Annotated in this window: 10 protein-coding genes, 1 tRNA gene and 2 pseudogenes; 10 read left to right on the top strand and 3 right to left on the bottom strand. The window is 37.3% G+C overall.

The window, feature by feature from the left end; all coding sequences use genetic code 11:
- Window positions 1-8 precede the first annotated feature (8 nt).
- The 6 genes and pseudogenes from A3835_05255 to A3835_05230 all read left to right on the top strand — a co-directional run bounded on the left by A3835_05255 (window position 9) and on the right by A3835_05230 (window position 7,022).
- Window positions 9-2,767: pseudogene (locus tag A3835_05255) on the top strand (valine--tRNA ligase).
- On the top strand, window positions 2,767-3,723 hold the full coding sequence (locus tag A3835_05250) for a methionine ABC transporter ATP-binding protein (protein ORI07889.1): 957 nt from the start codon (window positions 2,767-2,769) through the stop codon (window positions 3,721-3,723). The pseudogene A3835_05255 and the gene A3835_05250 overlap by 1 nt, the downstream one beginning before the upstream one ends.
- Window positions 3,723-4,397, top strand: a complete 675-nt coding sequence (locus A3835_05245; protein ORI07888.1) for a methionine ABC transporter permease — start codon at window positions 3,723-3,725, stop codon at window positions 4,395-4,397. The genes A3835_05250 and A3835_05245 overlap by 1 nt, the downstream gene beginning before the upstream one ends.
- Before the next feature lie 257 nt (window positions 4,398-4,654).
- Window positions 4,655-5,437, top strand: a complete 783-nt coding sequence (locus A3835_05240) for a methionine ABC transporter substrate-binding protein (protein ID ORI07887.1) — start codon at window positions 4,655-4,657, stop codon at window positions 5,435-5,437.
- Window positions 5,438-5,512: 75 nt separating this feature from the next.
- A pseudogene (locus A3835_05235) lies at window positions 5,513-6,291 on the top strand (methionine ABC transporter substrate-binding protein).
- A gap of 140 nt (window positions 6,292-6,431) precedes the next feature.
- Window positions 6,432-7,022, top strand: a complete 591-nt coding sequence (locus A3835_05230) for a hypothetical protein (GenBank protein ORI07886.1) — start codon at window positions 6,432-6,434, stop codon at window positions 7,020-7,022.
- Window positions 7,023-7,092: 70 nt separating this feature from the next.
- Here the strand turns inward: A3835_05230 and A3835_05225 are convergent, their stop codons facing one another.
- Window positions 7,093-7,881 (bottom strand): glutamate racemase, encoded by a 789-nt coding sequence (locus A3835_05225; protein ORI07885.1) that lies wholly within the window; start codon window positions 7,879-7,881, stop codon window positions 7,093-7,095.
- 92 nt (window positions 7,882-7,973) lie between these two features.
- Here A3835_05225 and A3835_05220 point away from each other — a divergent pair, with 92 nt between their 5' ends.
- Both A3835_05220 and A3835_05215 read left to right on the top strand, forming a co-directional pair.
- Complete coding sequence (locus A3835_05220) at window positions 7,974-9,134, top strand: cell division protein (protein ORI07884.1); 1,161 nt, start codon at window positions 7,974-7,976, stop codon at window positions 9,132-9,134.
- Window positions 9,131-10,153 carry a UDP-N-acetylglucosamine--N-acetylmuramyl-(pentapeptide) pyrophosphoryl-undecaprenol N-acetylglucosamine transferase gene (locus A3835_05215; GenBank protein ORI07883.1) on the top strand — a complete coding sequence of 341 codons (1,023 nt, stop codon included), beginning with the start codon at window positions 9,131-9,133 and terminating at the stop codon, window positions 10,151-10,153. The genes A3835_05220 and A3835_05215 overlap by 4 nt, the downstream gene beginning before the upstream one ends.
- On the opposite strand, the gene A3835_05210 is transcribed toward A3835_05215, so the two are convergent.
- Both A3835_05210 and A3835_05205 read right to left on the bottom strand, forming a co-directional pair.
- The gene (locus tag A3835_05210) at window positions 10,145-10,879 is read right to left on the bottom strand and encodes an imidazole glycerol phosphate synthase (GenBank protein ID ORI07882.1); all 735 of its coding nucleotides are present in this window, start codon (window positions 10,877-10,879) and stop codon (window positions 10,145-10,147) included. The genes A3835_05215 and A3835_05210 overlap by 9 nt on opposite strands.
- A gap of 70 nt (window positions 10,880-10,949) precedes the next feature.
- A tRNA-Arg gene (locus tag A3835_05205) sits at window positions 10,950-11,026 on the bottom strand.
- Window positions 11,027-11,136: 110 nt separating this feature from the next.
- Here A3835_05205 and A3835_05200 point away from each other — a divergent pair.
- Both A3835_05200 and A3835_05195 read left to right on the top strand, forming a co-directional pair.
- On the top strand, window positions 11,137-11,322 hold the full coding sequence (locus A3835_05200) for a hypothetical protein (protein ID ORI07881.1): 186 nt from the start codon (window positions 11,137-11,139) through the stop codon (window positions 11,320-11,322).
- A 50-nt stretch (window positions 11,323-11,372) separates the two neighbouring features.
- The gene (locus tag A3835_05195; GenBank protein ORI07880.1) at window positions 11,373-12,203 is read left to right on the top strand and encodes an adenylosuccinate lyase; all 831 of its coding nucleotides are present in this window, start codon (window positions 11,373-11,375) and stop codon (window positions 12,201-12,203) included.
- Window positions 12,204-12,214: the final 11 nt, after the last annotated feature.

Below are 12,214 nucleotides of genomic sequence, written 5' to 3'. Positions count from 1 at the left end.
AGATAAAAGTGGCAGAATTTTACAATGCAAAAGAGATAGAAGATAAATTTTATAAAATTTGGGAAGAACGCGGATACTTCGAGATAGACGCGAACAAAGATATCCAAAAAGATGGACGTAAATTTTGCATTATGATGCCACCTCCAAACGTGACTGGCTCGCTTCACATCGGGCATGCCCTAACCTTCACACTCCAAGATATCATGGCTCGTTACAAGAGGATGGACGGCTATAAGACACTTTGGCAGCCAGGACTTGACCACGCCGGCATCGCTACTCAAAACGTCGTTGAAAAGCAGCTTTTAGCCCAAGGTATCAAAAAAGAAGAGCTTGGACGCGAGAAATTTGTAGAAAAAGTGTGGGAGTGGAAGGAGAAAAGCGGCGGCATGATCGTCCATCAGATGCGCAAACTTGGCATCACTCCGGCTTGGTCACGCCAGAGATTTACCATGGATGAGGGCTTAAGAAAAGCTGTGAAAAAAGCCTTTGTAAATTTATACGACAAAGGACTGATCGTTCAGAAAAACTACATGATAAACTGGTGTACGCACGACGGAGCACTCTCTGACATCGAGGTTGAGCACAAAGAGAATAAAGGCAAGCTTTATCATTTGAGATACTACTTTGCGGATGGACAAAATTTAGAAAACTATCAAGCAGAAGTATCACATGATGAATTTGCTGGTTGCGATGCGAGTTCGAATGAAGCGCACTCTTCGTGCGTTGCAGTGAAGAACGAGCAGCAGTCTCCAGCAAAGGCGCATGCGAGACAAGGCGCTTATATAGTAGTTGCAACTACTCGTCCTGAAACCTACTTTGGCGACACCGCCGTAATGGTAAATCCAAACGACGAGCGCTATAAAAATTTAATCGGCAAAAAGGTGGTGCTACCTATCATAAATAGAGAGATCGAGATCATCGCAGACGAGCATGTCGATATGGAGTTTGGAACAGGCCTTGTTAAGGTCACGCCTGCGCACGATCAAAACGACTACGAGGTAGGCAAAAAACATAACCTTGAGTTTATCACTGTCTTTGATGAAAAGGGCATTTTAAACGACAAGTGCGATAAATTTGCAGGTCTTGAGAGGCTTGAGGCTAGAGATGTCGTAGTAGCCGAGCTTGAAAAACTTGGCAATGTTGAAAAGATAGAAGACTACGAAAACCAAGTAGGCTACTGCTACCGCTGCAAAAACGTCGTAGAGCCATACATCTCAAAGCAGTGGTTTGTCAAAAAAGAGATCGCAGATGAAGCGATACAAAAGGTCTCAGAGAGCCTTGCTAAATTTTACCCGCCGCACTGGATAAACAGCTTTAATGCGTGGATGAGAGAGCTAAGAGACTGGTGTATCTCACGCCAGCTTTGGTGGGGACATCAAATTCCAGTATTTTACTGCGATGATTGCGGTTATATATGGGCTGATGAGGGGGAGCCGTGCGAGTGCAAAAAGTGTAAAAGTAAAAACATTCACCAAGATCCAGACGTGCTAGATACATGGTTTAGCTCTGGTCTTTGGCCATTTAGCACACTTGGCTGGGGCAATGAAAATGAGCTTAAAAATGAAAAATGGTTTGAGGGGGATCTCGCTGAGTTTTATCCAAACAACCTTCTCATAACTGGCTTTGATATATTATTTTTCTGGGTTGCTAGGATGATGTTTCAGGGTGAAAATGCCCTTGGTAAGCTGCCATTTGACGACATATATTTGCACGCGCTTGTAAAGGACGAATTCGGCAGAAAGATGAGCAAGAGTCTTGGTAACGTCATCAACCCACTTGATAGCATAAATGAGTATAGCGCCGATATCTTGCGCTTTACGCTAACGCTTTTGGCCGTTCAAGGACGCGACATCAAGCTAAGCGACGCTAAGATGAAGCAGGTAAGAAATTTCACCAACAAGCTTTATAATGCGAGCAAATATCTCATGCTAAATGAGAGCAAATTTGCAAATTTAGAGGATATCAAGCTTGAAACAAAGCTTGGAATTTATATGAACAGCCGCTTTAACGAGTGCGTGAGAGAGGTGCGCGAAAACATCGACGCCTACCGCTTCAATGACGCTGCAAACACGCTTTATAAATTCCTTTGGGATGAGTTTTGTGACTGGGGCATCGAGCTTAGCAAGGCTGACAAAGCGAGTGTAAAAGAGCTTGGAAGTATATTTAAAGAGGCGATGAAACTGCTAAATCCTTTCATGCCGTTTCTCTCAGAGTATCTATTTCAAGAGCTTAGCGGCACACAGCTTGAAAATGCAAAATCAATAATGGTGATGAGCTATCCAGAGATAAAAGAGCGAAATTTAGAGGTTGAGAAGAAATTTGAGCTAGTTATCGAAGCGATCGTGCTATTCGCCGTGCAAAAGCGACTATCGATCTTGGCAACTCAAAGATCGCAAAAGCCTTTGTTAAATTTAATGACAAAATAGATCTTGACGAGGTTAAAGAGTACATCAAGCTGCTTGCAAAATGCGAAGAGATCGGCTTTGTAGATGAGAAAATCGAAAATTCAATAAGAGATGTGAGCGAAAATTTAGAGGCATTTGTCCCGCTTGAAGGGCTTGATATGAGCGGTATCATCACAAGGCTAAGGTCTCAAAAGACAAAGCTTGAAAAAGAGATAGCTAAGCTTTCAGGCATGCTAAATAACCAAAATTTCGTAGCAAACGCACCAAAAGAGGTCATAGAGACAAACAAAGAGGCGCTAGAAAGTGCTGAGGCTAAATTTAAAAAAGTATGTGAAGAATTAGAAGCTCTTGGAGAAAAATAGTGATAAAGATAGAAAATTTAACCAAATTTTATGGCGGTACGCAGATCCTTTATGATGTAAATCTAGAGGTTGCAAAGGGTGAAATTTTTGCTATTGTAGGACACAGCGGCGCTGGCAAATCAACACTTTTAAGGTGTATAAACGGGCTTGAAAGCTATCAAGGTGGTAGCTTAAAAGTCTTTGATCAAGAGATAAAAAATTTAGATGAGATGCAGCAAAGAATTTTAAGGCGAGATGTCGGAATGATATTTCAGCATTTTGCCCTGATGGCTAGGAAAAATGTCTTTGAAAACGTGGCTACTCCGCTTAAATTTTGGGGATATAAAAGTGACAAGACCGAAAAAAGAGTAAGAGAACTTTTAAATTTAGTCGGTCTTGAAAGCAAGGCAAAAAGCTATCCAAGCGAACTAAGCGGCGGCCAAAAACAGCGTGTCGCCATCGCTAGAGCACTTGCTTTAAATCCTAAAATTTTACTAAGCGACGAGGCGACTTCAGCTCTTGATCCAAACACGACAAATCAAATTTTAGAATTGCTTGAGAAGATAAACAAAGAGCTAGACATCAGCGTCGTCATCGTCACACACGAGATGGAGGTAGTAAAATCGATCGCAAAATGCGCGATTTTGCTTGAAGGCGGCAAGATAATAGGCTCTGGAAGTATTGAAGAACTATTTTTAAAGCCGGACGAGAAGATGAAAGAATTTTTAGGCGAAGTAGAAATTTTGCCGAGCACTGGCACAAATATCAGGCTATTTTTTCCAAAAGAAGTGGCTCAAAATAGCGTGATAACACACATGGCAAGAAGCCTAAATATCGACTTTAACATAGTCTGGGGCAAGCTTGAAAAGCTAAACGACAACGTCCTTGGCTCGCTTGTCATAAACATAGATGAAAAAGATAAAGAAAACGTGCTTAACTATATCAAGCAAAGTGGCGTTTTATGGGAGGTTGCTTGATGTTTGGTATTGATTTTTCTAAATTTCCAGATGTATTTTCTAGGATACTGCTGCCAGCTATCGGCGAGACGCTATATATGAGCATAGTCTCCACCCTGCTCGCCTTTATAATAGGTCTCATACCTGCGGTTTTGCTCATACTTTCAGACAAAGACGGGCTAAAGCCAAACAAGCAGCTTTATTTTGTACTTGATATCGTTATAAACGTGCTTAGAAGCTTTCCATTTATTATCCTTATTATTGTGCTATTTCCGGTCACAAAAATGATCGTAGGCACAAGCATCGGTACTACGGCTGCGATCGTTCCGCTAACTATTGGAGCGGCTCCGTTTGTAGCAAGGCTCATTGAAAATGCTCTAAAAGAGGTTGATAAAGGCATCATCGAGGCTGCTCAAAGCTTTGGTAGCTCGAAATTTCAGATCATCTTTCGCGTTATGTTTGTAGAGGCGCTTCCTGGTATCATCTCGGCATTTACGCTAACACTTATCGTAAATATCGGCTTTTCAGCTATGGCTGGAGCAGTTGGTGGTGGCGGACTAGGATCTGTCGCTATAAACTACGGATATCAAAGATTTCGCCCAGATATCATGCTCTACACCGTGGTTATTCTTATCATTATGGTTCAAATTTTTCAAGTTTTAGGTAACTACTTATATAAAATTTCTAAAAAATAGGCCTTTGTTTTTATCTGATTTTAAGCTTTTTTCCTTAAAATTGCCCGAATTAATTTTTAGCTGAAAGGATAAAAGATGAAATCAGATATGTGCCACATGTGCCGCCTAGTAAAAAACGCGTTGTCGAAAGACTAATCTCTAAGCACAAAATTTCTTTTTAAGTGCTTAGAACTAGCTTAAGCGCTTAAAAAGAAATTTAACCCTATAGCTTAAATTTATCCTTTTTTGGTGCTTGGCAAATTTTAAAAGGATAATAAATGAAAAAACTACTTCTTACTTCTTTAGTTGCTCTTGGTCTTAGTGTAAGTGCAAATGCAGCTGATAAATCAAAAACAATAATCGTTGGTGCTACACCTATCCCACATGCTGAAATTTTAGAGGTTGTAAAGCCTATTTTGGCAAAAGATGGCTATACGCTTGAGATCAAAGAATTTAACGACTACACTACGCCAAACCTTGCAACAGAAGATGGCGATTTAGATGCAAATTTCTTTCAGCACCTTCCATATTTGGACGAATTTAATAAAAACAAAGGTACTCATCTTGTAAAAACAGTTGGCGTTCATCTTGAGCCAATGGGAGTTTATTCTAAAAAGATAAAAGACATCAAAGATCTAAAAGATGGTTCGACCGTATCTATCCCAAATGATCCGACAAATGAAAGCCGTGCTTTAGATATCCTTGCAAATGCTGGACTTATTAAGCTAAACGATAATCCACTAAAAACTCCGCTTGATATAGTTGATAACCCTAAAAAGCTTAAATTTGAAGAGATCGAGACTGCTCAAGTGCCAAGAACGCTTGATGACGTTACTATTGCAGTTATCAACACAAACTATGCTCTAAATGCTAATCTTAATCCGGTAAAAGACGCACTTGTGCTTGAAAGCAAAAATAGCCCATATGTAAACTATGTTGTAGTAAAGTCTGGCAACGAAAATAGCCCTAAAATAAAGGCTCTTGATAAGGCTATTAACTCATCAGAAGTTAAGAAATTTATCGAGATCAAATACAACGGCGCTATTCTTCCAGCGTTTTAATTAAAATTTTAAATAAGCGACGTAAAAGCTTTTACCTTTTTAGCGTCGCTTAAACCAAATAAAAAAGGAAAAACAATGAAATTTATCAAACTTTTAACCGCATCTTTAGTTGCTCTAAGCCTTCACGCAGCCGACAAAGACCACACTATCGTAGTTGGCGTATCGCCAGTGCCACACGCTGAAATTTTAGAATTTGTAAAGCCAAAGCTAAAAGATAAAGGCTATGACCTTGTTATCTCTGAAATTTCAGACTACTCCATCCCAAATGTCGCCACAGAAGATGGCAGCTTGGATGCAAATTTCTTTCAGCATTTGCCATATCTTGAGGAGCAAAATAAGGCTAGAGGCTTACACCTTGTAAGCGTTGCAAACGTCCATGTCGAGCCACTTGGCTTTTACTCTAAAAAGATAAAAAATATAAAAGATCTAAAAGATGGCACAAAAGTGGCTATCGCTTACGATCCGTCAAATGGCAACAGAGCGCTTAGAATTTTAGAGAAAGCTGGTCTTATAGAGATCGATAAAAACGTGAAAGTCGCAACCGTAAATGACATAACTAAAAATCCTAAGAATTTGCAGTTTGTCGAGCTAGAAGGCGCTCAGATCCCAAGGACGCTTGATGATGTCGATATTGCTGCCATTAGCACAAATTTCGTCCTTGATCTTGGTATGAGCGTGGCAAAAGACGCACTTTTGCTTGAGGATGCCAACAGTCCTTACGCCAACATCATCGTTACAAAGGCTGGCAACGAAAATAACCCTAAAATCAAAGCTTTGATTGATGCGGTGCTTAGCCTGATACCAAAAATTTCATCATTACTCGCTATAAAGGCGAAGTTATACCTGCATTTTAAAAACGGGGCGAGCTTTCGCCCTATTTTGTTTCTACTTTCATCTTGTTTTAATAAGCTATAAACTCTCTTTATTTTTTGTCAAAAAGCTTAAGCTATGCTTTGCTAAAATGACTTTTTTTATAAAATTTTTAGGAAATTGAATGCTGCATGATGTTATTGATTTTATAGTTGCGAGCGTAAGTAGCTGGGGTTATGCTGGCATATTTGTGATGATGTTTTTAGAAAGCTCGTTTTTTCCATTTCCAAGCGAGGTCGCGATGATACCGGCTGGCTATTTGGCGCATAAAGGTGAAATGAGTTTAATTTTGGCCTTTTTTGCAGGTACGCTTGGTAGCTTACTTGGAGCTATTTTTAACTATTATCTTTGCTATTTTTTTGGACGTGAGATCGTTTTAAAATACGGCAAATTTGTGGGCATCACTCACGAAAAAATGGATAAATTTGAGGCATTTTTCAACAAACACGGCGAAATTTCTACATTTAACTCACGTCTTATTCCTGGCATTCGTCAATACATCAGCCTACCAGCTGGACTTGCTAAGATGAACATTTTTAGATTTTGCCTATTTACCACGCTTGGAGCTGGGATTTGGTGTGCTATTTTGCTTGGAGTTGGCTATTTTCTAGGCTCAAATCCTAGCAAACAGACACTTTTAATAATCACGATCGCTCTTTTGGCTGTAGTTGCAGTAATAAGCGTGGTCTATATAATAAAGCAAAGAAAAGGCTAAATACATATAAAAACATGTAAAATTTAGTGTATTTTCTAAAATTTGGCTCAAGGTTTTAGCTAAATTTAGTCTAGTAAATCTCTCTCATCTTCTCTAATCTAGCTAAATTTCTTGAAATTTTATCTAGTTCGCTTTGCTCGTACACCTCGGCGCCAGAGTAGAAAAATTTCACATTTGAAGTTAAATTTGCATTTGAAATCGTAAGCCTAAGCTCGCTTATAAGGCGGTTTATTGTTCCTTCGTTACCATCAATTATGCTTATATTTGACGGCAAAAATTCTCTTATGCTATCTTTAAAATAGTTAAAGTGCGTGCAGCCAAGCACTAAAAAACCAAATTTATTTAGATCAAATTTAGCTAACTCTTCTTTTAGATATGATTTCACATTCTCGGTGTCAAATTCCCCATTTTCAGCAAAATTTACAAGGCGTGGTAGAGCAAGTAGCTCAGTCTTATTTTTTGCGTGTAAATTTGCGATCAGCTCTTTTAGTTTTACACCATTTACGGTGACCGGAGTGGCTATGACAAGCGTTTTTAAGGCATCATTATGGCTTAAGTCATGAGCCTTTTTTACAGCTGGCTCCATGCCGATTATGGGTACATTTAAATTTGCTCTAAGCTCTTTTATCGCTACACTAGTTGCTGTGTTGCAAGCCACTACGACAGCTTTTGCGCCATTTTCTATGAGAAATTTCACCGCATCAAAGCTAAATTTTAATATCTCATCCCTACTCTTTTGTCCATACGGGACATTTTTTACGTCTGCATAATATAAAAATTCATGCTCGCTAAGCTTGTTTAAAGCTTCATTTAAGACGCTCAGTCCGCCAAGTCCTGAGTCAAATATACCTATTTTCATGCCCTTCCTTAAAGCCTGCAATTATAGCAAATAATATCTTTGTAAGCCGTTTTTTATTATACTTTAACACTTTTTAAACTTGGAGTTAAATTTTGGCAGTTGATAAGATCATTTTCTATCTTTGTTCGACTTTGATCGCTATAAGCATTATTTTTTCACTATCTTTGCCAGTTTTTACGGTTTTATTTTTTAATTACGACGAGTTTCACTTTTTTATCCGCCAGTTTATTGTTGGTTGTATCGGAATTTTCATTATGTGGTGGCTCTCTAGACTCAATCCTGAAAAAACGCTTGTTTGGATAGGGTTTGGCCTTCTTATATCTTGCGGTATCGCCATGGGGCTAATGCATGCATTGCCAGCTTCAATGGTAACTGACGCTGGTGGCGCCAGGCGTTGGATCAGGCTACCTGGCTTTTCGCTAGCTCCAGTTGAGTTTTTTAAAATCGGTTTTGTCTACTTCTTGGCTTGGAGTTTTACTAGAAAATTTAGTGAAGGCAAAAGGACCTTGCTAGATGAGATTAAGATACTCATGCCTTATATTATTCTTTTTGGTGTTGCTATCTTTCTTATCGCTGTTATGCAAAATGACCTTGGTCAAGTGGTCGTGCTAGCACTTACATTTGTGACGATGGCACTTTTTGCAGGAGCAAGCGCAAGACTTTTTAGTATCGGTATTTTAGGAGCTGCTTTTGTTATGACAGTAGCGATAATCAGCTCTGAGCATAGAATTTTACGTATAAAATCATGGTGGGGCACGATACAAAATATGGTGCTTTCTTTCTTGCCTGATAGCGTTGCAGATGTATTAAGAGTGGCTGATGCGCCAGAGCCATATCAAATTTCTCACTCGTTAAACGCTATAAAGCATGGCGAATTTTTCGGCGAAGGGCTTGGCGCTGGTATCTTTAAACTTGGCTTTTTAAGTGAGGTTCATACTGACTTTGTACTAGCTGGTATCGCTGAAGAGGTTGGTGTATTTGGTATTTTGTGTATCGTAGCTATATTTATAACGCTACTTTATAGAATTTTTAGAATTTCAGCTAGAAGCGAAAATAAGGTCTATCATTTATTTACGCTTGGTGTCGGGCTTATATTATCGTTTTCATTTTTAATGAATAGCTATGGCATCACATCGATCACGCCTATCAAAGGTATTGCTGTGCCATTTCTTAGTTACGGTGGTAGCTCTGTGCTTGCGATTTGTATCGGTATCGGCATGGTTTTGATGGTTAGTAAAAGGGCAAAATTATGATTGTTATTTGCGGTGGAGGCACTGGTGGGCATTTAGCGATTGCAAAGAGCTTTTGTGAGGAGCTAAATAGACGAGATATTAAGCCCATTTTTATTGGTTCAACTAGTGGGCAAGATAAATTTTGGTTTGAGAATGACGAGAATTTTTTACAAAAATTTTTCTTACCAAGTAGCGGCGTCGTAAATAAAAGAGGCCTTGCAAAGCTAAAATCACTAACAAATATCATAAGCCTAGCGCTAAAATGCAAGCAAATTTTTAAAGAAAATGGCGTTAATGCAGTCATTAGCGTTGGTGGCTATTCAGCAGCTCCAGCGGCTATTGCAGCCATTATCTCAAAAGTACCACTTTTTATCCACGAACAAAATGCTGTAATGGGCAAATTAAATAAAATTTTAAAGCCCTATGCGAAAGGCTTTTTTAGCTCTTATGATGAAGCTTCGCCCTACCCTTACCCTGTGGCAAAGAAATTTTTCGATAGTGCAAGAGTGAGAGAGGAGCTAAAGACTATTTTGTTTTTAGGAGGCTCGCAAGGCGCAAAAGCGATAAATGAACTAGCTATAAATTTAGCTCCATATCTTAAAGAAAAAGGTATAAAGATCATTCATCAATGTGGTAAAAACGGCTTTGATGAACTTAAAAAAAAATATGATGAACTTGGCTTTAATGAAACGAATTTAGAAATTTTTGAATTTAGTAAAGAGATAGAAAATAAGATGAGCAAGGCTGACCTTGCCATATCAAGAGCAGGAGCTAGCTCGCTTTGGGAGCTTTGCGCAAATGCTTTGCCATCTATCTTTGTGCCATTTCCTTATGCTGCTGGTAATCATCAGTTTTATAACGCTAAATTTTTAAAAGATAAAGGCATTGCTAAAATTTGCTTGCAAAATGGAGAAAATTTAGACAAAGATGAAGTTATAGGAATGATAGAAAATTTTGATCTAAACAAAAGCAGTAAAGCTCTAAAAGAGATCCTTTTGCCAAATGGAGCAAAAGAGATAATTGATAAAATTTTAAACTAGTTCCTCGCCTATCGCACAAGCTTTTAGTTCTTTTAGCTCAAAGATCAAGTAGTGATAAATAAGCTCATTTGTATTTAAAATTTTTGCACTAAAGACTGGTTTTGTCATAGTTATTATCTTATCAGTTATACCCGCGATCTCCACCAGTAAAAGTTCATCTTTGCGTTGCTTTGCAGCCTTAATACAATTATAAAAGAACGTATAAATTATCTTAAAATTTTGCAAAATAACATTTGAAACTATCCTAGAATGAATATGCAAAACATTATGTATACGCTCTTGTAGAGTATTTAGCTCCGCAAGTATTGATTTTATTTGAGTAGTGTCTGTTGTCCTAGAAAAGAGATTTTTCGCTTTATTTTTGTTTTGTATTTGATACTCTGCTACTAAAATTTCTATTATATTTAAAATGGCAACATAGCTTTCTTGCAAATTTTCATTTGCCTTAAAGCTCACACCGTTTTTCTCAATTTTATAATTTAAGCTTCTCTTTATCTGCTCCAAATAAGTACTAATGTTTTCATAATAGTCCTCTGTATTGAAGACACTTTTAAAAAAATCGCTTTCACCTTTTAAATTTGTAAGCTTTTTTTTAAGTTCATCAGCATTTTTATTAAACTCAACAACCCCAACTGCCAAGCCGATCTCGTGTTCACTATTTTGTTCTAATGCTGTCAAACTTTCTTTTAGTACCGAAATTTGTTTTTGAATATTTTGAAAATCCATTTTTTCTCTTTTAAATTTTTGCTTATTTTACTATAAAAATCATGAAGTTTGTCATTAAGAATTAAAAAGATGGTGCGCCCGAGAGAATTCGAATCTCTGACCTTTTGAACCGCAATCAAATGCTCTATCCAGCTGAGCTACGAGCGCACAAGAAAGTTAAGTCGAGATATTAGCCAAACTTTCCTTAAAGAAAAATTGTATTCATTTTAATTTTATAACTGTTTTAGTAAAATCCAATAAAAATAAAAGGAGCAAAAATGAATGATTTTTTCGATAGTTTAAAAGAGATAAAAAAAGAACTTACTAAAGAGCAAGGTGAGATCAAAAAAACTCAAAAAGAAGCCGTTTCTCATACAAAAGAAGAGGCGATCTCATATAAAGAAAATAAGCTAAAAAACGAATTTGCAGAGTACATTAAAGGCCAAGATATAAGAAAAATATAAATTTGGAATACTTATTGCTAAAACATGTAATATTTTATGTGGAGTAGGCAATGAAAGTTACGCAAACATTAGAATCTCTAAGCATTTTAACTGATAATGACGCTTTGTTTCGTGAGCTTAGAGATATGATAAGCAGAAATTTTTCAAAAATTTTATCTAATAAAAATAAGGTTATTTCATTTTATGAAGAGAGCGAGATCCCGCAACGCAAGTGCTTTTTAAAATTTATAAAAAAAATTTATGAAAAGCAAAGTGATGATAAGCTTGATATTCGTTTTGCAAACTATAAAACCATAAAACTTGGCTTTGTTCAAAAAAATACCCTAACTCTAGTCATTAGCCTAAACGTAAATTTTGTAAAAAATGAAGTCAAATTTGAACTAAAAGATGCACTTTGCAGAGATTTTGCTAGCTACATCAGCGAGAGTCTAGTAAAAAGTAATGTTACTTTTAGCAAAAATGATGACTTTTTAAACATCACTATCTCAAACGACAACGACATAAACACATTAAATAAACTACTCTACAAAAGAAGCTATCCAAAATTTAGCGTAAATTTTATCTATGATGAAAAAGACTACAAAGCCTTTAAACAAGGCATAAAAATAAAAAGCTCATCTAAATTTGTAAGTAGATTTTCTGTGCTTGCAAATTTGCTTGAGGAAAATTTTGGGATTTTAGGTTGCAAAAAAGATGATGACTTTGAAACTATCAGGCAGAGCTATCTTTCACTCGTAAATATCTATCACCCAGATAGGCACGCCAACAAAAATCCTCTCATACAAGAAGAATATGCAAAGAAATTTAAAAATATTCAATCTGCTTATGAGAGCCTAAAACCATACTTTAAAAATCAAGAAAATTTTGTGATGGTTGGCTAGAGCACGGCTTA

The sequence above is a fragment of the Campylobacter concisus genome (assembly GCA_002092835.1).
Classification (GTDB): Bacteria; Campylobacterota; Campylobacteria; order Campylobacterales; family Campylobacteraceae; genus Campylobacter_A; species Campylobacter_A concisus_K.
This window is presented reverse-complemented; position numbering and strand designations above follow the sequence as displayed.